At 61.8% G+C, this 20,840-nt stretch carries 11 protein-coding genes and 4 pseudogenes; 7 read left to right on the top strand and 8 right to left on the bottom strand.

Translation table 11 applies throughout. The annotated features are described in order from the left end of the window. Nucleotides 1–93: 93 nt before the first annotated feature. The 5 genes and pseudogenes from JL811_RS19415 to JL811_RS19395 all read right to left on the bottom strand — a co-directional run bounded on the left by JL811_RS19415 (nt 94) and on the right by JL811_RS19395 (nt 10,097). Nucleotides 94–501 carry a hypothetical protein gene (locus JL811_RS19415; RefSeq protein ID WP_202690364.1) on the bottom strand — a complete coding sequence of 136 codons (408 nt, stop codon included), beginning with the start codon at nt 499–501 and terminating at the stop codon, nt 94–96. Between the two features lie 604 nt (nt 502–1,105). Beyond that, nucleotides 1,106–1,336, bottom strand: a pseudogene (locus JL811_RS19410) (transposase); the annotation flags it as partial. A 75-nt stretch (nt 1,337–1,411) separates the two neighbouring features. Then, a complete protein-coding gene (locus JL811_RS19405; protein ID WP_202690363.1) occupies nt 1,412–2,722 on the bottom strand; it encodes an HlyD family type I secretion periplasmic adaptor subunit in 1,311 nt (436 codons plus the stop codon). Then, nucleotides 2,719–4,449, bottom strand: a complete 1,731-nt coding sequence (locus tag JL811_RS19400) for a type I secretion system permease/ATPase (RefSeq protein ID WP_202690362.1) — start codon at nt 4,447–4,449, stop codon at nt 2,719–2,721. The genes JL811_RS19405 and JL811_RS19400 overlap by 4 nt, the downstream gene beginning before the upstream one ends. Before the next feature lie 119 nt (nt 4,450–4,568). Continuing rightward, nucleotides 4,569–10,097 (bottom strand): peroxidase family protein, encoded by a 5,529-nt coding sequence (locus JL811_RS19395; RefSeq protein ID WP_202690361.1) that lies wholly within the window; start codon nt 10,095–10,097, stop codon nt 4,569–4,571. 323 nt (nt 10,098–10,420) lie between these two features. Here JL811_RS19395 and JL811_RS19390 point away from each other — a divergent pair, with 323 nt between their 5' ends. Both JL811_RS19390 and JL811_RS19385 read left to right on the top strand, forming a co-directional pair. Further along, a complete protein-coding gene (locus JL811_RS19390; protein ID WP_202690360.1) occupies nt 10,421–11,824 on the top strand; it encodes a sensor histidine kinase in 1,404 nt (467 codons plus the stop codon). After that, the gene (locus JL811_RS19385; protein ID WP_202690359.1) at nt 11,814–12,482 is read left to right on the top strand and encodes a response regulator; all 669 of its coding nucleotides are present in this window, start codon (nt 11,814–11,816) and stop codon (nt 12,480–12,482) included. The genes JL811_RS19390 and JL811_RS19385 overlap by 11 nt, the downstream gene beginning before the upstream one ends. A 242-nt stretch (nt 12,483–12,724) precedes the next feature. On the opposite strand, the pseudogene JL811_RS19380 reads toward JL811_RS19385, so the two are convergent. Then, a pseudogene (locus JL811_RS19380) lies at nt 12,725–13,090 on the bottom strand (ATP-binding protein); the annotation flags it as partial. A 1-nt stretch (nt 13,091) separates the two neighbouring features. Between JL811_RS19380 and JL811_RS20340 the strand changes: the two are divergent. From JL811_RS20340 to JL811_RS19365, 4 genes and pseudogenes are all read left to right on the top strand, one after another. Further along, nucleotides 13,092–13,273, top strand: a pseudogene (locus tag JL811_RS20340) (IS3 family transposase); the annotation flags it as partial. Then, nucleotides 13,246–13,404 (top strand): annotated as a pseudogene (locus JL811_RS19375) (integrase core domain-containing protein); the annotation flags it as partial. The pseudogenes JL811_RS20340 and JL811_RS19375, both read left to right, overlap by 28 nt. Nucleotides 13,405–13,492: 88 nt before the next feature. Then, the gene (locus JL811_RS19370) at nt 13,493–14,929 is read left to right on the top strand and encodes a Y-family DNA polymerase (RefSeq protein ID WP_337924776.1); all 1,437 of its coding nucleotides are present in this window, start codon (nt 13,493–13,495) and stop codon (nt 14,927–14,929) included. Further along, nucleotides 14,926–18,309 carry an error-prone DNA polymerase gene (locus tag JL811_RS19365; RefSeq protein WP_202690357.1) on the top strand — a complete coding sequence of 1,128 codons (3,384 nt, stop codon included), beginning with the start codon at nt 14,926–14,928 and terminating at the stop codon, nt 18,307–18,309. The genes JL811_RS19370 and JL811_RS19365 overlap by 4 nt, the downstream gene beginning before the upstream one ends. A 129-nt stretch (nt 18,310–18,438) precedes the next feature. Here the strand turns inward: JL811_RS19365 and JL811_RS19360 are convergent, their stop codons facing one another. Together JL811_RS19360 and JL811_RS19355 are read right to left on the bottom strand one after the other, a co-directional pair. Then, the gene (locus JL811_RS19360) at nt 18,439–19,728 is read right to left on the bottom strand and encodes an NAD(P)/FAD-dependent oxidoreductase (protein WP_202690356.1); all 1,290 of its coding nucleotides are present in this window, start codon (nt 19,726–19,728) and stop codon (nt 18,439–18,441) included. Nucleotides 19,729–19,898: 170 nt separating this feature from the next. After that, nucleotides 19,899–20,240 carry a helix-turn-helix transcriptional regulator gene (locus JL811_RS19355; RefSeq protein WP_237685089.1) on the bottom strand — a complete coding sequence of 114 codons (342 nt, stop codon included), beginning with the start codon at nt 20,238–20,240 and terminating at the stop codon, nt 19,899–19,901. Nucleotides 20,241–20,316: 76 nt separating this feature from the next. Here JL811_RS19355 and JL811_RS19350 point away from each other — a divergent pair, with 76 nt between their 5' ends. Continuing rightward, on the top strand, nt 20,317–20,742 hold the full coding sequence (locus JL811_RS19350) for an SDR family NAD(P)-dependent oxidoreductase (protein ID WP_237685088.1): 426 nt from the start codon (nt 20,317–20,319) through the stop codon (nt 20,740–20,742). Nucleotides 20,743–20,840: the final 98 nt, after the last annotated feature.

The following is a 20,840-nucleotide window of genomic DNA, read 5'->3' as shown; positions in this document are numbered from 1 at the left end:
CCACCATCGCCCACACACTGCCCATGGCGGACAGCCGCCCGCCGTGGTCTACTTCAATCACATTGAAACCGATCAGCAGGTGCAGGCAGTAGCTTAACTCAGCCGGGAATCTGTCCAAGGATCGGGGGAGTAGCTCATGCTGTCGTAGGACCAGATCTTACCTTTCACCGAACAGCCAATCGTCGTTTTACCATCGTCGGTGTAGCCCTGTCCGAAGAGATTGGTCTTCATTCGGTTGCGATTGCCTGGCAGCGTATCAAGTTGCTCACCGATGTCCGAGCCCATGAAACTAGAGTAACGAACAGGCTTGCGCTGCGTTTCGCTTAAGCCAAGGTTCATCAGAACCATTCGCCGGAAACCGTCGAGAACCCGGAAGATATGCTCGCCACGGATCCGCTCGACATCTAACCCGCAGATTTTCTTTGCGATATCTTCATGGAGATCCTTGAGCCGGGAACTATTGATGTAGAGCAGACCTTGATCGTCATCCCAGTGGATCATGTAGAGGTTGTACTCTACATTGGTAGGCTGCTTGGCTGAAGTCCAACGTAGGCGAGGGGCTGGCCCCGCATCCAGTCCGGGTGGGTGGCGGCGCAATGGATGACGATCTCGTCCACTGGATAGCGGGCGCTGCCCTGGAAGATCATCGGCCCGCTTGGTGTTGGGGCGGCCAGGCACTTCAGGTTGCGGATCGCGCCGCGTTCGGCTGCCACGGCCTTCAGGGCGGCATCGGTGCGCGGGCCGAGGCGCCTCGACGACGACACGAAACGCCAGCGGACGACCCGGTACTTCCTCGGCTTCGAGGTGGATTTCGCCCTAAACCCATGTCCAGAATCTGGACATGGGTCTGGGGCAGAGCCGTGTCCAAATTTGGCGAAAAGCCGTGTCCAGAATCTGGACACTAACCCTGTAAGTAAAGAACCAGTAATTACTACCGCGCGTGACGCGGGCGCGACGCGCGAGGGGCGGCCCGAGGCTTCGACCGACGACGAGGACCCCGATCTGGACGCGGCCGAGGCCGCCTGCCTTGCCGCCTGCGGCGAAGGGATGACTCCGGCGACCAAGGCGGCGATCACTGCAACGACGGCGACGATCGGCGCTTGGCCACCATGCCTGTCGTTTGCCGCAGCGGCAGCCCGAAGAGAGCCTTCAGCGTTAAGCAGGCTTGAACTGCCGCGTCGGTGAACACCGGTTGACGCCCGCGCCTCCCAGTCGGCCCGGCAAGCCATTGCATCCCGGGATCGAACCAGATCGACAAAGACCCACGCCTCGCCAGCGCTGCGTTGTAGTCATGCCAGTTCGAGGTGCAGTAGCTGGGGGGCTTCGGTCTGCTCATACAGCTTGACTAACAGACTGGATTCGCAAGATGAATCCTTCGCAGCATTTGCGCAACAAAGCCACCTGGAAGAAGTCAGTCCGCCAGGAAGGCGCGCGCCAGATAGTCTCCCAGTGGTTTTGTGAGGTAGGACAGGAGGGTGCGTTGTCCGGTCTGGATAAATGATTCAACCGGCATCCCCGGAGACAGCCGGTTGGCGCCCAGACGCTCCAGTTCCACCTCTGACAGCCGGACCTTGACCGGATAATACTGGAATCCGGTTCGCGTATCCTCCACCAGATCGGCGCCGATCACACTGATTTCGCCAAGGATCTCCGGTGTGGTCCGCTGATTGAATGCGCTCAGGCGCAGCAACGCTTCCTGACCTGCATGCACCTGGTCCCGGTCCTGTGCTGCAACCTTGATATCGACCGCAAGCACCTCGTCGCCCGGGACGATCAGCATCAGCGTCTCACCCGGACCGACAACACCTCCGATGGTATGCACGGACAGCTGGTGTACGAAACCATCGCTCGGAGCGCGGATGTCAATGCGTTTCAACTGATCGAGGGCACCGATGCGGCGCTGGGACAGTTCGGCGATCTTCTCGTTGGTTTCACGCAATTCCTTGGTCACTTCGCTGCGCAGTTCTTGATCGATCTGGGTGATCTGCAACTCTATCTCGGAGCCCCGCCCCGAGGCCGACGCAATCTGCGCCCGAAGCTGGCCCAGCGTTCCGCGCATTTCAGCCTCTTCGCGCTTGAGCGTGAGAATTCTTGTTCGGACAACCAGCTTTTCTGCATAGAGCTGCTCCATATCGGCAAGTTCTTCCTGCAGCAGCGCCAGAACATCCACTTGCGCGCTCTCCTGCAGGCGGAGACCTTCGATTTCTTCCCGAAGCTGCAGAACGCGTTCGTTGAGCTGTGCTTTCACGCCGCTGCGGGCTGCAGAACGCGAAGCGAAATAGCGTGTCTCCAAGGCAATGATTCTGGCCAGATCCGTTTCAGCCCTGCGCGACTCGAATTCCGGACTCAGGGTGATCGCAGCCTGTGAGTCCCGCTCGGCCTCAAGCCGCGCACGGCGGATCACGAGAGATTCAAGCGCACCGTCGATCAGCGCAAGGTCGGCCCGCGCCACATCGTCGTCAAGGCGCAGCACGATATCGCCCCGACGCACATGCGACCCGGCCACCACTGCAATTTCCTTTACGACGCCCCCCACGGGATGCTGCACCGCCTTGACGTTGCCATCCACAACGACAACGCCCGAGGCAAGCACCGCGCCTGCAAGCTCAGTCGTCAGGGCCCAGCCGCCGCCTCCGAAGATCAGCAATGCGATGGTGGCCGTGGCAAGCCGCAGATGCCGGTCGATGGACCGGATGGCCTGAGGTTTCGGACGATCCATCATGCGTCTCCCCTTGCTGCGATGTTGCCTGTCAGTCGCAGCGGCGTCACTTGCGCAGGGGGCCGCATGAACTTGCTCAGGGTTTCGTCTCTCGGGCCAAAGCTGATCTGTTTCCCGGCGGCCATGACAAGCAGATGGTCCAGCGCTGCCAACGCGCTTGGTCGATGCGCGACGACGATGACGATACCACCGCGCGCCCGGACCTTGCCAAGCGCCTCTGTCAGCGCGACATCGCCTTCATTGTCAAGATTTGAGTTCGGTTCATCCAGGACGACAAGAAACGGGTCACCGTAAAGCGCACGGGCAAGCGCGATCCGCTGTCGCTGGCCGCCGGAAAGTGCCGCTCCTGCCTCCCCAACCTCGGTGGCATAGCCATCCGACATACCGATAATCATGTCATGCACATCTGCGGAGCGGGCCGCGGCAATCACCTTCTCGGGGTCGGGATCGCGTTCAAACCGTGAAATGTTCTGGGCAATGGTCCCGGAGAACAGTTCGACATCCTGCGGCAGATAGCCGATGTGTTGGCCCAGCCGCTCCGGGTTCCACTGGTCCAGGGCCGCGCCATCAATCCGTATCCTGCCTGACCGGGCAGGCCAGACGCCGACGAGTGTTCGCGCAACGGTTGATTTTCCCGATCCGCTTGGTCCGATGATGCCAAGTCCCTCCCCTGCGCGCAGGGTAAAGTTGACGTTCTCGATGAGGATCCGCTTTTCCCCTGGCGCCGAAGTACTGACCTGTTCCGCCTTCAAGGAAACATGCGGCGCCGGCAGTGGCAGCGGATCAGCACGAAGGTCTGTCTCGCCCAGCAGCGCGGCCAGACGTTTGCGGCTGTGACGGGCTGCGATGAATCCCTTCCAGTTTGCAATTGCCAGATCGACGGGCGCAAGGGCGCGGGCAGCGAGGATAGAGCTTGCGATCATGACGCCGGGTGACACCGCACCGGACATTACAAGATAGGCGCCGACTGCCAGCACCGCGGATTGCACCATCATCCGTACCGCCCGGGACGCAGCCCCAAAGCCGCCACCCACATCCGCCGCGCTTTGCTGTTGCTTGAGGATGTGCAGATGTGCCCGGTTCCAGAGTTGACCGACACGCCCGGACATTCCCATCGCATAGATTGCCTCGGCATTGCGCTGGCCGGACTGGGCCACGTTGCCACGCGTCTTCATGCCGGCCACAACTTCCCGGGTGGTGCGCCGCGTGAAAATCTCGGTCAGTCCGGTAAGGACAACCAGCACCAGCGCCCCGATCAGGGCGGTCATACCCAGCCAGAAGTGGAAGGCGAAACAGACGACCAGATAAAGCGGCATCCACGGCAGGTCGAAGAGCGCGGACGGCCCCCCCCCTGACAGAAAGCCGCGGATCTGGTCCAGATCCCGCAAGGGCTGCTGACCGTCTCCATCCTGCCGACCCCGGATCGGTCGCAGCAGGACCAACTGGAACACCGTTTCGCCGAAATTCTCGTCCAACGACTGCCCGATGCGAGACAGGATCCGGGTCCGGAAGATATCGAATGCGGCCTGAAAACAGAAAAGCATCGCAAGTATCACCGCAAGTCCGATCAGCGTAGGCACGCTGCGGCTTGGCAAGACGCGGTCATAGATCGCCAACATGAAGATCGAACCGCTGAGATGCAGGATGTTGACAAGGGCGCTGAGCACCCCAACCCCCACAAATGCCCGGACATGCGACCGCAACACGACGAAACTGGAATTCTCAGACATCTCGTCCCCCAATGCCACCCGGTCACGGCGCGGCGCGACCTCGTCCGCAGAAGATGTGACTGCTCGTTTATCGACGGGCCGGAGCCGGTAAGGCTCCGGCCCGTGTCACTTGCGCAGCCCTAGAGCAGGAAGTCGTCAAGGGTGACGGTGGTGTGGTTTGCAATACCTTGCAGCAGGATCGTGTCGGTCCCGATGGTTATCAGAACGTTGGCGCCCGCGTCCGTAATCACCACATCCGCGAACGAGTTGAAGGCGGTAAGGTCGATCAGATCCTGACCGCCCACCGGGTTGGCATCAAACCCGGCAATCGTATCATTGCCGAAACCGGGCGCGAAAACCAGAAGGTCGTTACCGGCGCCGCCATTCATAAGGTCGTCGCCGGAATCACCGCTGAGAGTGTCATCGCCCGCGCCCCCAATCAGCGTGTCATTGCCCGCTCCGCCGAACAGCAGGTCCAGATCGGCACCGCCATTCAGCGAGTCAGCACCGTCCAGACCGGAGATCGAGTCGTTGCCGGCAGCGCCATTCAACGTGTTGTTGCCGCTGTTGCCGGTCATTGTGTTGGCAAGACCGTTGCCATTTCCGCCGATATTGCCTGCAGCCTCGACAAGGATCAGGTTTTCCACATTGGCATTCAGGGTGTCCGTCACGCTTGCATGAACGGTGTCGATGCCGCCGCCAGCCGCTTCGACCGCCGTGTCCGAGGCGCTGTCGAAGTAATAGGTGTCATCACCCGCGCCACCGTTCATCTGATCGTTGCCCGCGCCACCGTCCAGAATATCCGCCTGATCTCCACCGAAGATCTGGTTGTTCAGCGCGTTGCCGGTGCCCGTGAAGCTGCCGACGCCCGTAAAGAAAAGCCGTTCGACATTCTCGGGCAAACTGTATGTGTTGAGCGTCGTGAAGATGTCGTCCTGCGTGCCGCCGCCCGCCAGTTCAATCACCACATCGCCAATGTCGTCGACGATGTAGTCATCGTTTCCGCTGCCGCCAGCCATGGTGTCGGCCCCGGTTCCGCCATCAAGGGTATCGTTGCCGCCGCCCCCGTCCAGGCTGTCATTGCCGGCATCGCCCAAGAGAGTATCGGTCCCACCGTTGGCTCCACCGATCAACGTATCGCTTCCCTCGCCACCGTTGACCAGGTCAGACCCGAGGCCCCCGTCAATGAAGTCTTCGCCGCCGTTGCCGGACAGGGTGTCATTGCCACCAAGCCCCTGGGCATAATCGGCACCTTCGCTGCCATTAAAGGAATTGGCTGCGGCCGAACCCAGGAAATTGGCGCCCACGATTTCAGTCGGTGCCGACGCCACAGTTTCGGCATTGCCCTGATCGTCGGTAAAGCTGACCACCACCTGCAACTGGTTGTTGATCTGCCCGGCCGTCGGCGTGAAGGTCGCCGCCGTTGCGCCTGCAATCGCGACCCAAGGCAGGAGGGGATCCGCTCTGCGGTACCACTGGTAGGCAAAGACTGCGGTTGTGGTGCCGTTCGGATCTTCGATGCCGCCCGGATCTGCCGTAAGCTGGAACCCTTGGGTCGGGGTCGTGTCAGAGATAACCGGCCCACCGATCGGAGCCTGATTGTTCAGGAAGATTTCGACGCCATCCGCGAAGCGGATTTTCTCCATGTTGTAGAGCGTGTCGATTCCGTCGTTGAACAGATCAGGGTCGGTATGGGTGACCCGGACACCACCGCCGGCAAGTCCGAACTGGATATCATACTCGGTACTGTTGCCCCGGTAGACCGCGACATCCAGGCTGCCGATACCGTCTGCGGCGACGATTTCACGCATGATCTGCAGTTGGCCGGGATTGATGGCACCCGAGAATACTTCGGCAACCAGTGTCCTCATGCTGTTATGCGAAGCAATCTCTGCGCCGGTTCCATCGGCGTTCTCCCGCACGCTGATCCGCACGTTCAACCATTTGTCACCGTCGATGACGTCATTGCCGCCCCGACCCGTGATCACGTCATCTCCGGCTCCGCCAAGGATGATGTCGCCCGCGTCAAAGTCACCATCGGCATTCAGCACACCATTGCCGAGCAGACTTGTGAGGCCGTCGATCATGCCCATATGTTCCGCGAGCAGTTTGCTGCCGTTCGGATTGTTTCCTGCCACGGCAATTTCTGCGGCGGTCGTTTCGGACCCATCCAGCCTGTCGTCGAAGGCAGAGCCTGAAAGACCCTCGACATTGCCGTATTGATCCAGCGCAGACAGAGGCGGGGGCAGCGGGAACTCATCAAAGGCGTTCAGCGTCAGATCGGCCCAGACACCGGTGATCAGTGTGCCGGGGACAACGATCTGCGGATTGTCCTTGTAGGTCGCCCAGTCAAAGCCTGACATGCCCTCAAGCTTGTTGATGCCGGCACTGCCGACCATGATGTCATCGCCGCCCTCGCCGATGAACTCGTCGGTGCTGCCGTCGCCCAGAAAGACATCGTGGCCGACAATCATGTCGCCCGCGAAAATTTCGTCGAAATTGTCGCCAGGCGCGCCGTCAAAGGTGCCTTCCTCGATCCAGTCATTGCCCTCGTTGCCAAGGATGCGTTCGGTTGTGCGGCTGCCCAGAATGAAGTCATCGCCGGTGCCTGCAAAGACTTCGGACACGCCATCGGAACCGGCGATGATGAAGTCCTTGCCCGCGCCCGCAAGGATCAGGTTCGCCCCCTGTCCACCGTTGATTGCGTCATTGCCGTCGCCGCCCTTGATGTTATCGTCACCGCCAAGGTCGGTGATGATGTCATCGCCTGCACCGCCGTTGATGATGTCGTTCCCGGCGCCGCCTTCAACCCGGTCATTGCCGCCATCGGCATGGAACGTGTCGTCGCCGATACTGCCGATCAGTGTGTCATTTCCTTCGGTGCCCCCAAGGACGACGTGATCTGTCCCGGTGTAGCGCAGGTAGTTGTTGTCCGGACCCGGGGTCGCGTTGTTGTCGCGATCGACCAGCGGATTGAGGATCGTGCCGCCAACCGGGTCCGCATTGCCGAGGCCTGCATTGTATTGCAATGCCTGATTCACTTCCAGGATCAGACCCGGGGTTGAAAAGACATCAGACGGCAGATGAATGGCATCTGTGTTGCGCATGATCATCGACGCGAAGGAGTTGTTTTCCATCTCGCCAAAGAGGTGCAGCCCGTCCAGGCGTTGCAGATAGTAGAAGCGGTCCGAGTTCTGCAAATTCTCCATCTGGACTTCGAATACGAAGTTGAAGGTGGATCCCAGCATGCCGCCGAACGGCAAGTTCTTTTCTGCGAGACCGCCGATCCAGAGATCGACATGCTCAAGCCCGCCGAGATCACCGGCATAGATCCCGTTGCCGTTCAGGAAGTCATCGGCATCGGCCGGGATGCCCAGACCGCCGACTGATTGACCGGTGATGATGGTCAGCGCAGCATCGCGCTTGCCCTCCAACGTGGTCTGACCGGTAATGAGGGCGTGGGTGCCATAAGCCGCGATGAAGTTCACGATCGACGCAGGGTTCTTCAGGCCGTCAGCAAAGTCGATCCAGTCGTCATAGGGCCGCAGTTCCGAGTTGTTGTTGGTCACCTGATAGAATTCGCGCCGTGCCGCATTCAGCGAAGGCACGCCGGTGTCACGTCCACGCGCAAGGTTGATCGTCGCGAGGTCGAGCGGCAGGCCCAGCAGGTTGTTGCGCAGCGCACCGGTGACAAACTCGTCAATCTCGTTTCCGACCTGGCGGGTCATGCCTCGGATGATTGATCCGGCAGCCTGCTCGGCTGTACCGCCGTTCAGGAATGCGGTCGGGTTGAGGAACCCTTCGATCAGGCTGATGTGATCTGCGTTGAAGCCCGCATCGAAGCGGTCGACCGTTTCGGTCAGCATCGAATGTCCAAAGCGATAGACGACATGGGCAAACTCGGCGACGATCGCCGGATTGATGGTCGTGTCGTAGCCCTGCGGAACCAGAAAGACGTCGATGTTGGGCTGGATCTTGCGCGCAAACTCTTCAAAGACCAGATGCTGATATTGCATCTCGGTCCCGAATTTCGCGGCCTGGAACAGCCGCTCACCGTCCCATTGCAGCGCATTGATCTGGGCCGGATCGACCGGCACGGCTTCAACGTCGACACGAAGCCATTCATTGAGAAACGCAAGGTCACCTTCGGCAAGAACAACCGATTTCGTGTGCTCTACCAGACGGTTGTGTTCTGCGTGGAACACCATATGCACCGCAGTCAAACCGATATTCTCGTTCCCACGCCCGTCGCCGGTGATGAAATGGGCGTCAAGCAACTCATTGTCGTATTCGACGCTGCCATTGCCCGGATTGGCGAGACCAATCGTGATATCGCCATCGTCGATCTTTCCAAACGGCACCGCCTCATGGGCGATGTCGTCAAGGAATGCGTGTCCGGTGCGGACCGCAAGATGTTCAACTGTCGGCACCACGCCGGGTGGTACTGCCGGGACAATCGTGACCAGTTGCAGCAAGGCAGCCGGCGTTCCGGATGCAAGATGCGTTCCGGCCTCGGGGTTCCCGGGATCGTTGAAGAGGACCACCTGAGGAAAGCCGTCGGCACCGGGAATGAAGTTTCCATAGGGGTCGGTCGCAAGCAGGGGCAGGTTGCCGACGTGGTAATCGGTCAGGTCGATGCCCAGCATCTCACGGGCTTGTTCCTTGATCTGTCCCCAAGTGGGCAACCCTCCTGCCGGAGGCGGACCGTCCAGGGCCTTGCCGGTGGCAACCGGACCACCCTCTGTCATGACGTATTCACGCAGGAAAACCTGATGTGACGGATGGGACGTGTAGGTCTGGTTCTGATCGACAAAGGGGGTGGTCGTGTTGATGGGCCGGACGTCATCGGCCGTCCCCATGACCCCGTCCTCCCCCGCCCCGACCGTCGCCCGCGTCAGGACCATGAAATTCGTGTTGCTGTTCGGATCATACAATGGATCGTCGGGCTGCAGCGGGATGAAGACCGTGCCGCTTTGCCCCTTGCCCACCAGATCGAGCCCGTGATCAAAGAACTGTCCGAACAGCGTGAACCAAGAGTTGAACGGTGCCGACAGGCCCTCATCGGGCGCGACATTGCCGATCACCAGGCTTTCGCCCGACATTTCAAGGCCCTCGGCAGTAACGACCGCCTGAAGTGTTTCGAGGTTGCCGAAATTCGGATCTGCCTCATCCTTAAAGGCCGCGACGGCCGCCGCGATGTTCGAGATGGCCAGCCCCTTCTGGGCGCCGTCAATGCCCGCAATATCGAGCGCCTTTTCCACCGCGGCCGGGTTGCCGGGTGACATGTCGACAATCAGGTTTGATATGGTCCGAATTGCCGAATCCACGACGATTGAACCCGGGTTGTTCGATGGTGCATAGCTGGTCGGCATCGCGGGACTGCCACCCGGACCATCCGGATCGAACGTTTCTGCGTCCCGATAGACAGGGTCCAGAAGTTCAGGGAAAGGCTGATCGGCGGCACCCCAGTTCGTGCGCCCGGGAATAAGGTTGTTGAAACTGCCGTCGACGGTGCGCAAACCCCAGCTGATGTTGCTTGCGGGTATGATGCCGTTGACCCCGAACAGGGGCCGTGCCCCTGACACACCGGCGACATAGTCGGCATGTTCTTCGGAAACTTTAATCTGCGCGAGAATGAAGTCCAGATCGGACCGGATATACGTAACCATTTCGTCCTCCAATGAGTCGCTGCCAAGCGCAGGGCGTTGAGTTCAGCTTGCAGGATACCCGCCGGCAACTTTCCGCCCATACGGACGTTGGCCCTGCGCTTCCTGCGGCAATGTCGCCGAACTGCCCGGGCATTCTGGACCTTTGTCCCGGTCAAAGGTCGCGCGGCACTGCGGCATCTGCTGCCAACTCTCCCGGGCGGTGTTTTAATTTTAAAATTTTCAACTCAAAGGCTGAGTGGTCCGGGCATTGCATGAGAATCAGGTCGTCCGGGCGGAAGCATGCTAAACTGGGCACGACTCAGACGGATTGCGCGGAGTTCAAATTGGATGATGAGGCGCGTGTAATATCACTGCTGAAGACTTGGAGCGGATGCAATCTTGATCGTCGGTTTGCGACGATTGCATTGGCATTGGTCGTTGCAAGTACCTTGGCAATTGGTGGCTGGGTCGTTGGCTGGCTTGAGAAAACCATTCTGTTGCGAAGTTCCAGCATTGCGTCTGTCTATATCAGCGATCTCGTATCGCCGATGATTCAGGATTTGGCGACGACTGGACAGTTAAGCGAGCAAAGAGTGAAGCAGCTCGATGCGCTGCTCGTCACAGGTGCATTGCGGATCCAGGTGGTCGCGATCAAGATCTGGAGTACTGATGGAACGGTTGTCTACAGCAGCGACCGCTCGGTGATAGGCCGCCGCTACGCGCAGGACGAGATCTTCGCAGATGCCCTCCGGGGCAAGGTCGGGGCTGAGCTGAATGAACCTTCCGAGGAAAGCCTGGCGGAATTCCAGGTTCATGGTCCCGTCTTCGAGGTCTATGCGCCGGTCTACGATCATCGGACCGGAACGGTGATTGCGGTGGCAGAGTTTTACGAAGATGCATCCGAAATCGAACGCGCAATGGCCGCAATGCGGATGAAGACATGGGCATTCACGTTCTTTGTCCTGATTTGCAATGTTCTGGCTTACTTTTCGGTCGTCCACGGCGGAACCAGAACGATCCAGGCGCAGAAGGAACAGCTGACGGGGCGTATCAACGAACTTTCAGAGGCAATGTCCCGGGAAAAGGCGCTTCGGGACCGCATCGCGGAAAGTGTCCACAAGGTTTTTGACGAGAATGAGCGTTTCCTGCGGTCATTGGGATCAGAATTGCACGACGGACCTGCCCAGCTAATCGGCCACGCCCTGCTCAAGCTTGACCCGGAAGATCGGTCAATCGACTGTGAAACTGTGCTGCAGGCGCGTGCGGCTCTCAGCCAGGCGATGCAGGAGGTGCGGGCCATCACCGCAGGGCTTCTGCTGCTGGATGTGACGGGCCAGAAGATTGAAGATTGCCTCGCGGCTTTCGTCAGGAGCCATGAAGCGAGAACCGGAACAAAGGTCAGTGTCGACATGTTCGGTCTTGCCGAAGATGTACCGGACCGCGTGAAGATCTGCGTTTGCCGGTTCATTCAGGAAGGTCTCGCCAACGCCTTTCGCCATGGGGGCGGGATTGATCAGCGCGTCAAGGTCGAGGGGCTGACCGGCGTCATTCGCGTCACGGTCTCCGATGGTGGGCCGGGCATTCGTTCGGTTGCCCCTGCCGGACCCGGACCGCATCTTGGGCTGATCAGCCTTCGCAGGCGTGTCGAAAGTGTGAATGGAACAATGACAATCAGAAGCAGCGCGCGATATGGCACACGGCTTGTCGCAATCATTCCCCTGAAGATGGAGATGCCGGATGCAGCCTAAGACAACCATTGTCGTGGTAGACGACCACCCCTTGTATCGCCTGGGTGTTGTGCAGGCCTTGCAGAAGAGTGAACGGTTCGAGGTTCTGGGCGAAGGGGCAACTGCGATGGATGCCGCCCGACTTGTCGCGGCTCACAAACCGGACCTTCTGTTGCTCGATCTTCACCTGCCCGGCGGCGGACTGGAGGCGGTAAGGGCAATCCGTGCCACGCCATGCGAGACGAGAATCGTCGTGCTGTCCGTGGAAGAGGACATAAAATTCGTGGCGCAGGCGTTTCAGATCGGGGTGAGTGGCTACCTGCTCAAAGGGATAAGCGGGTCTGAACTGATCAGAACAATCGAGGCCGCCGCAGCCGGTGAGCATTGCGTGGCCCCGACGCTGCTGGGGCACCTCCTGGGTCACCTGTCCGGCGCGGCCGCGACGCATGCTGTCGACAAACAGATCCGTTTTGCGGTTCGGGAAGAACAGATACTGGGTCTTTTGGCGCGCGGTATGAGCAATAAGGAAATTGCCTTCCAGGCCGGTATCAGTGAGAAGACAGCGAAGTACTATCTGACCAACATCATGAAAAAGCTGCATGTCAGGAACCGGGTCGAAGTCGCCCTTTATGCTGCACAACGGACCACTGATACTGCCCCCGACTTTCTTCCGGCCTGACCTTTCCGGTGCAGGTCCAGGTCGCCCGAACTTGTAAAATCACCGTCCGCGCTGCGGCTCAAACCTGACTTCGAATGACTGCTACCCACGCCTCATGCTGCACTACCGCCAGGCCGCTCGCCGCCCTCTGCGAACCACGATCTGCGCCAAGTGTCAAACTGGACCTGCACCGGTTTCGTTCCGGTGTTGATTTCCACCCAGAACTGAGCCGGGTTTTCCATCGAGAAGTGAGCCACCTCTGACTATGGATTTCTGGTCAAGTCGGGGTCAAGGCATGGTTTGTGTCCTTCTTTTTTCTGGCTTTTTTCTGGCTTTTTTCTGGCGACTGCGGCTGAGCTGGCCTTTAAGCGGAAGCTGTCGTTTCCGGTTTCGAGGATGCGGCAGCGGTGGGTGAGGCGGTCGAGCAGGGCTGTGGTCATCTTGGCGTCACCAAAGACCGTGGCCCATTCGCTGAAGCTGAGATTTGTGGTGATCACGACGCTGGTGCGTTCGTAGAGCTTGCTCAGCAAATGGAAGAGCAACGCCCCGCCCGAGGCGCTGAACGGCAGATACCCGAGTTCATCCAGGATCACCAAGTCGAGGCGGGTCAGACCTTCGGCAATTTGCCCAGCCTTATCGGATCTGACGCTGGACAAGATGATCCTGACCGAGGCTGCCCGGGGAAACTTCTGAGCCCTTCCCGCCGCCGTCAGTGCATTGTCCATGTGCAGCAGACCCTTGGCGTATCTGAACGTCGGGTCTGCCACACACCTGGGCAACATCGCTCAACGGCGAGGTCTTCTACTCACGGCGCGAAGCCCAGATCCTGATCGAGAAATGGCGCCGCCACTACAACACCGTCAGACACCACAGCGCCTTGGGATACCGTCCCCCAGCGCCGGAAACCATCGTCCAGATAGACCCGAGGCCCATCATGCACTAACATTCAGACCGGACCACTCACTGGGGGCAGTCCAATTGGGTGTTGAACTGGCATGGTGCGTCGGCTGCTTTCGATCTGGTTTCCAAGATTGGCGAGCGACGCCAGCCTGCGGATCCGGCCCGTTGAAGGGCCGTTTGCGCTGACCCACCGGTCGGGCAATGCCGATCATCTGCACTGTCTGAACCGTGCCGCCGAACAGCGCGGGTTGCATCGCGGCATGCCGCTGGCCGATGCCCGCGCGATCTGCCCCGATCTCTCCACCCGCCCCGCCGATCTGGCGCGAGAGACGGCGGCACTGGCCAGCCTGCGACGATGGGCCAGCCGCTATGCCCCGATGGTTGCCAGTGATGGCACTGATGGGCTGATGGCCGATATCACTGGCGTCGCGCATCTGTTTGGCGGCGAGGTGGAATTGCGCTCTGACCTGCACGCGCGGCTGGACCGCGCCGGGTTGTCAGTCAGCAGCGCCATCGCCGGTACACGCGGGGCCGCGCATGCGCTGGCACGCCATGGTGGCGGGATCATTGCCGATGGCGATCTGGCGCAGAGTGTTGCTCGCCTGCCGGTCTCGGCCCTGCGCATCGACCATGCCACGGCAGAGGCCCTGGCCCGTGTCGGCCTGTCGCAAATGCGCGAACTGATCGCCCAACCCCGCGCCCCACTGGCCCGCCGCTTTGGTCCGGGGCTGGTGCTGCGGCTCGATCAGCTTCTGGGTCACCAGCCAGAACCGGTGGCCGCCGGGGCGGAGCCGCCGCATTTCGGGGTGCGGATGACCCTGCCGGAACCGATCGGCCTGCAGTCAGACGTGATGGCAGGCCTTTCGCGCCTGCTGGACCGGCTTTGCGCCACGCTGGCGTTGCATCACCACGGCGCGCGCCGCCTGCGGCTGGAACTGCGCCGGGTCGATCATGGCACGGTGCAGGTCGAGATCGGTCTGGCACGCGCCATGCGTGATCCGGTCCGCATGGCAGCTTTGTTCGCCAAAGGCGTCGATGAGGTCGACGCAGGCTTTGGCATCGACGCGATGCGCCTGTCTGCTCCCATCACCGAGCTGTTGCCGCCCGAGCAGGTCGGCAGCGGCCCCGTCCTGCGGCACGCGGATGCGCTGGCCGATCTGGTCTCGCGTCTTGGCAACCGGATCGGATTTGACCGCGTGCTGCGGATGCAGCCCGCCGACAGCAAGATCCCCGAACGCAGCTTTCAGCTGGTCGCTGCGGCGTGGTCCGAGCCGGTGGCCGCCCCGCCCCGGCACGGCCCGGCGCGACCCCTTACGCTGTTTCCCCCCGAACCCGTCAGCCTTGCTTCCGGTCATCCGCCTGCGGTATTCCGATGGCGGCGGATGCGCTTCACCACCCTGCGCGCGCAGGGGCCGGAGCGGATCGCGCCGGAATGGTGGTTCGACGATCCGGCCTGGCGCAGCGGCATGCGCGACTACTGGCGGATCGAGACCCGCGAAGGACCGCGCCTGTGGTTGTTCCACACGCCGCAGGCTCCGGATTGGTGCGTGCAGGGGGAGTTCGTATGACCCCTTACGCCGAGCTGTGCGTGACCTCGAACTTCACCTTCCTGACCGGGGCCTCGCATCCAGAGGAGTTGGTGACGCGCGCCGCCGAATTGGGCCTGACCGCTATCGCCATCACCGACCGCAATTCAGTTGCGGGCGTGGTGCGGGCGTTTTCGGCGCTGAAAGAGTTGGCGCGGCTGCGCGATGAGGCACAGGCAACCGCGAAAGGCGAGCAAGATGGGGTGCAAGAGAGGCAGGACGGGCCGACCATCCGCTCCCAACACGTCACTGACCATTCCAGCCGTCAGACAGTGCCGCATTTCAGCGGGACCACCGCCGCCCCCGTCCTACCAGATACACCGCTGCCTCGGCTGATCCCCGGCGCGCGGCTGGTGCTGACTGACTCTGCTGTCGAATGGTTGGTCCTGCCGACTGACATTGCGGCGTGGTCGCGCCTGACCCGGCTGCTCTCTTTGGGCAAGCGCCGCGCGCCCAAGGGGGAGTGCCACCTGCAACGCGCTGACCTTTTGGACTGGGGCGCGGGGCTGATCCTGATCGCCCTGCCGCCCGATCTGATGGAGGCGGATGCCCGGCAGGCGGCCGCCACCCGTGCCGATATGGCCCGCATATCAGCCGCCTTTCCCGGCCAGTGCTTTCTGGGTGCTGCCCCGCACTATGATGGCCGCGACCAGCCACGCCTTGACCGGCTGGCCAGCCTTGCCCAAGGCGTCGCTCTGCCTCTGGTCGCGGTCGGCAATGTGCTGATGCACCGCGCCGCCCGCCGCCCGCTGGCTGATGTGCTGACCTGCCTGCGCATTGGCTGCACCATCGACAACATCGGCCGACACCGCCTGACCAATGGAGAGCACCGGCTGAAGTCAGGGGCCGAGATGGCGCGGTTGTTCCACCGCTATCCCGCCGCGATCCGTCGCACGGTCGAGATCGCCAATGCCTGCGCCTTCCGGCTGGATGAGCTGCGCTATCAATACCCGGATGAGGCGCAGGATGGCGAACCCGCACAGGCGAGGCTGGAGTGGCTGACCCGCAACGGGTTGATCTGGCGCTATCCCGACGGGGCCTCGCCCAAGATCATCGCCCGCGTCGAGAAGGAACTCGCCCTGATCCGGGACGTGGAGTATGCGCCCTATTTCCTGACCGTGCATGACATCGTGGCCTTTGCCCGCGCGCGCGGCATCCTGTGTCAGGGGCGCGGATCGGCGGCCAATTCGGTGGTCTGTTACCTTCTGGGCATTACCGAAGTGCCGCCCGAATCCATCACCCTGATTTTCGAGCGGTTCATCTCGAAGGAACGCGGCGAGCCGCCGGATATCGACGTGGATTTCGAGCATGAGCGCCGCGAAGAGGTGATCCAGTGGATCTATGAGCGCTATGGCCGCGAACGCGCTGGCCTCACCGCCACCGTGATCCATTTCCGCTCACGCGCCGCCATCCGCGAGGTGGGCAAGGTCATGGGCCTGTCTCAGGATGTGGTCGCCCGCCTGTCTGGCCAGGTCTGGGGCTGGTCCTCCTCCGCACCCGGACAGGACCGGATGCGCGACGCAGGGCTGGATCCGACCGACCGGCGGATGATGCTGACCACGCAGCTGATCGGCGAGATCATCGGCTTTCCGCGCCATCTGTCGCAGCATGTCGGCGGCTTTGTCATCACCCAAGGCCGCCTCGATGAGCTCTGCCCGATCGAGAATGCCGCGATGGAAGATCGCACGGTGATCGAATGGGACAAGGATGACATCGATGCGCTGGGGCTGTTGAAGGTCGATATCCTCGGCCTCGGCATGCTGACCTGTATCCGCAAGGCGTTCAAACTGCTGGCCGATCATCGCGGCCTTGGCCTGACCCTGGCCAACACCCCCGCCGAAGATCCGGCGATCTATGACATGCTGTGCCGCGCCGATGCCATTGGTGTGTTTCAGGTCGAAAGCCGGGCGCAGTTGAACTTCCTGCCCCGGATGCGCCCGCGCGAGTTCTATGATCTGGTCTGTGAGGTGGCCATCGTCCGCCCCGGCCCGATCCAGGGCGGCATGGTGCATCCCTTCATCAACCGCCGCCAGGGCCGCGAGGCGGTCGAAGACCTTGGCCCCGCCATGATGGAGGTTCTGGGCCGCACCTACGGCGTGCCGCTGTTTCAGGAGCAGGCGATGCAGATCGCTGTCGTGGCAGCGGGCTTCACACCGTCCGAGGCCGACCGCTTGCGCCGCAGTCTCGCCACCTTCAAACGCATGGGCACCATTGGCTCGTTCCGGGACCGCTTTGTCTCAGGCATGCTGGAGCGCGGCTATGACGCCGATTTCGCCGCGCGCTGTTTTGCGCAGATTGAAGGGTTCGGCAGCTATGGCTTTCCCGAAAGCCATGCCGCCAGCTTTGCCCGGCTGGTCTATATCTCCGCCTGGCTCAAATGCCATCATCAGGCGGTGTTCACCTGCGCGCTCCTGAACAGCCAGCCGATGGGCTTTTACGCCCCCGCCCAACTGGTGCGCGATGCGCGCGACTGCGGGGTCGAAGTGCGACAGGTCTCGGTCAACCATTCGCTGTGGGATTGCACGCTGGAGCCTCGCGCCGATGGCCAGCTTGCCCTGCGGCTGGGGTTCCGCCAGATCAAGGGGATGCGCGAGGAGGATGCAAACTGGATCACCGCCGCGCGCGGCAACGGCTATCCCGATGTCGAAAGCCTGTGGCGGCGGGCCGGTGTGCAGCCCGATACGCTGGAGCGGCTGGCCGAAGGTGACGCCTTTGCCGCCCTTGGCCTGACCCGCCGCGATGCGCTCTGGGCGGCCAAGGCCCTGCGCGCTCCTGCGCCCCTGCCGCTGTTCGGCCCGGATGCCGAAGGTGAAATCGAGCCTGCGGTCACCCTGCCACGCATGACCCTCGGGCAAGAGGTGATCGAGGATTACCTGTCGCTGCGCCTGTCCCTGCGCGCGCATCCGATGGAACTGCTACGCCCCCGTCTGCCCGAGAGCCTGCCACACGACCGGCTGCCGGAAGCCAAAGGCCGTGTCACCGTCACCGGCCTTGTCATCACCCGCCAACGCCCGGGCACCGCTTCCGGCGTGATCTTCCTGACGCTGGAGGATGAGACCGGCACAGCCAATATCGTGGTCTGGAAAAAAGTCTATGAGACCTTCCGCAAGGCGGTGATCGCAGGTCGCCTCGTCCGCGTGCGCGGCCGGATCGAACGCGACGGCCCTGTCATCCACCTGATTGCAGAGCATGTCGAGGATGTGTCACCGTTGCTCACCACCCTTGGCCGGCCGGTGATGATTGCGTCAAACGACGGGCGGGCGGATGAGACGAAACGCCCTGTTGTTGGCAGGGTGCAGTCGAGTGCCCGCCATCCGCGCGAACAGGCCAGAAAGCTGTTCCCAAGCCGGGATTTTCATTGAAGGCAAAGGTAGCTCATTGGCGTCACGGCGGAAAGCCGGCTGACAGCGATGTTCAGGATCGCCGTTCCGCTACTTGTCGATGTTCTGCTAAGCTCCAGGAATACACTCGGTCGTCTGATTGGCAGCGTGTCAGGCCGTTGGATTGCTTTCGTTTTGTCCAGCTGTTCCCTGTGTGATCAGCCGGGCGCTGTGCTGGCCGGTCAGATAGGTCCAGAGCCAGCTCCAAGCCACCGCGGTGCGCGATCTGGTTCCGATCAAGAAGAAGATATGGGCGACGCCCCAGACCCACCACGCCAACCTGCCACGCAGTTTCAGCCGGCCCATGTGGACGACAGCGGCGTTTTTGCCAATCGTCGCCAGATTGCCCTGGTGGCGATAGCGAAACGGGCCGGACGGAGGCCTGCCAAAGAGGCGGTTTCGGATGGTCCGCGCCACATATGTGCCCTGCTGCTTGGCCGCCGGGGCGATGCCGGGGACTAGCGTGCCATCCGATGCCTTGACGCTGGCAGTATCACCGATCACGAATATCTCGGGATGTCCGGCCACCGACAGGTCCGGCTTGACCGGAACGCGGCCGGCCCGGTCGCCCTCGACGCCCAGCCATGTACTTGCCGGCGAGGCCGCCACCCCCGCCGCCCAGACAGCGGTGCGGCAGGGAATGAACGTCTCACCGATCGTCAAGCCGTCGGGTGCGCAGTCCGAGACCGGCGTGCCAAGCAAAAGCTCCACCCCACTCTGTTCCAGCGCCCGCGCCGCATAGGCCGAAAGCTCCTCTGGGAACGCCGCAAGCACCCGGGGCCCGGCTTCGATCAGCAGGATACGGGCTTCGCGGGTGTCGATGTTGCGAAACTCCGGCCAGAGCGTGCGTTTTGCAAGCTCGGCGATGATCCCCGCCAGTTCCACGCCTGTCGGACCGGCACCGATCACTCCGAAGGTCAGCAGGGCGCGGCGGGCTTCTGCATCAGGTTCACGCTCGGCCCGCTCGAAGGCAAGCAACAAACGGCGTCGGATGGTGGTGGCATCTTCAAGCGTCTTCAGCCCCGGCGCGACCGCTTCCCACGCGTCATGCCCGAAATAGGCATGCCGCGCACCGGTTGCGATCACTAAGGTATCATAGGATACAATGCTACCCGCGCCCAGCCGCACCAGCTGCGCTGCAGTATCCACGCCATCGACGCGGGCGAGCAAGGTCGTCACATCCTGTCGATCACGAAACAGACTGCGGATCGGCCATGCAATCTCGGATGTGGCAAGGATCGTCGTCGCAACCTGATAAAGCAACGGCTGGAACAGGTGATGGTTGCGCTGATCAATCAGCGTGATGCGAGCGCCGCTGCCTTTCAGCCCCCGGACCGTCTGCAATCCACCGAACCCCGCCCCGATGACGACAACATGATGATCGGTGTTGCTGCGGGTCATCAGTGGATCCTCCGGCAAGCCTCAGACAAGATAACGCGTAAGCAGACTGTCCCAGACAGACTTAGATGACGGGCTTCGTATGAGAAAGAGGCGTTTCTCTGATCTCACGAATGACGATGTGACCGGGCAGAAATCCACCGAACGACAGGTATCAGATAAGCAGGCACCCCTCATGCGCCTGCTTCCGCCGCTCGCATGAACCGTCCCGGCGGCATTCCGACATGACGGCTGAAAGCGGTGCTGAAGGTGCTGGCGGAGCCGAAACCGATCTGCCCTGCCACGTCGTCCAGTGACAGTTTGCCCGCGCGCAACAGGCTTTTCGCAACGGCCATGCGCCAGGTTAGCAGGTATTCCATTGGCCGCAACCCGACCGTGCGGGAAAAACGGTCGAAGAAGGCCGAGCGCGACATGCCTGCCGCATCCGCCAGTTGCGGGATGGTCCAGTCGCGGTCTATCGCGGCATGCAGCCCCCGCAGGGCGACGGCGATGCGGGGGTCGGCCAGCCCGCGCAACAGGCCCGGTCCGGCCAGCGTCGCCGGGGCGGCGCGCAGGGCTTTGATCAGCAGGATCTAGACCAGCCGCGCCAGAATGAGGTCGCGCCCCATCTCGTCGCGCGCGGCCTCCTCCCCCAGCAGCCTCATCCGCATCCTGCCGCTGGATGTCACCCGGCCCGACAGTATCGAGGCTGCGCTTCAGGCGGCAGGCCCGATCGACGTGTTGGTCAACAATGCCGGGATCGGCGTCGTCGGGGCGTTGGAGGCGACGCCGATGGCGCATATCCGCAAGGTGTTCGAGACTAATACCTTTGGCGTGATGGCCATGGTGCAGGCGGTGATCCCGCAGATGCGGGCGCGGCGGTCTGGCGTGATCGTGAATGTCACCTCCAGCGTAACACTCGCCCCGCACCCGCTGGCCGCCGCCTATACCGCCAGCAAGCAAGCCATTCAGGGCTTCACAGGATCGCTGGTGCATGAACTGAGCTACTCCCCGATCCTTGGACAGATTCCCGGCTGAGTTAAGCTACTGCCTGCACCTGCTGATCGGTTTCAATGTGATTGAAGTAGACCACGGCGGGCGGCTGTCCGCCATGGGCAGTGTGTGGGCGATGGTGG

It is taken from the genome of Szabonella alba (assembly GCF_016765775.1).
Lineage (GTDB): Bacteria > Pseudomonadota > Alphaproteobacteria > Rhodobacterales > Rhodobacteraceae > Szabonella > Szabonella alba.
The sequence above is the reverse complement of the archived record's forward strand: the minus strand, read 5'-3'. Positions and strand labels throughout refer to the sequence as shown.

What these genes read in the sequence shown, in the direction of transcription:
- JL811_RS19415 (WP_202690364.1), bottom strand. Translation starts at nt 501, where the DNA reads ATGATCCACTGGGATGACGATCAAGGTCTGCTCTACATCAATAGTTCC.
- JL811_RS19405 (WP_202690363.1), bottom strand. Translation starts at nt 2,722, where the DNA reads ATGATGGATCGTCCGAAACCTCAGGCCATCCGGTCCATCGACCGGCAT.
- JL811_RS19400 (WP_202690362.1), bottom strand. Translation starts at nt 4,449, where the DNA reads ATGTCTGAGAATTCCAGTTTCGTCGTGTTGCGGTCGCATGTCCGGGCA.
- JL811_RS19395 (WP_202690361.1), bottom strand. Translation starts at nt 10,097, where the DNA reads ATGGTTACGTATATCCGGTCCGATCTGGACTTCATTCTCGCGCAGATT.
- JL811_RS19385 (WP_202690359.1), top strand. Translation starts at nt 11,814, where the DNA reads ATGCAGCCTAAGACAACCATTGTCGTGGTAGACGACCACCCCTTGTAT.
- JL811_RS19365 (WP_202690357.1), top strand. Translation starts at nt 14,926, where the DNA reads ATGACCCCTTACGCCGAGCTGTGCGTGACCTCGAACTTCACCTTCCTG.
- JL811_RS19360 (WP_202690356.1), bottom strand. Translation starts at nt 19,728, where the DNA reads ATGACCCGCAGCAACACCGATCATCATGTTGTCGTCATCGGGGCGGGG.
- JL811_RS19350 (WP_237685088.1), top strand. Translation starts at nt 20,317, where the DNA reads ATGAGGTCGCGCCCCATCTCGTCGCGCGCGGCCTCCTCCCCCAGCAGC.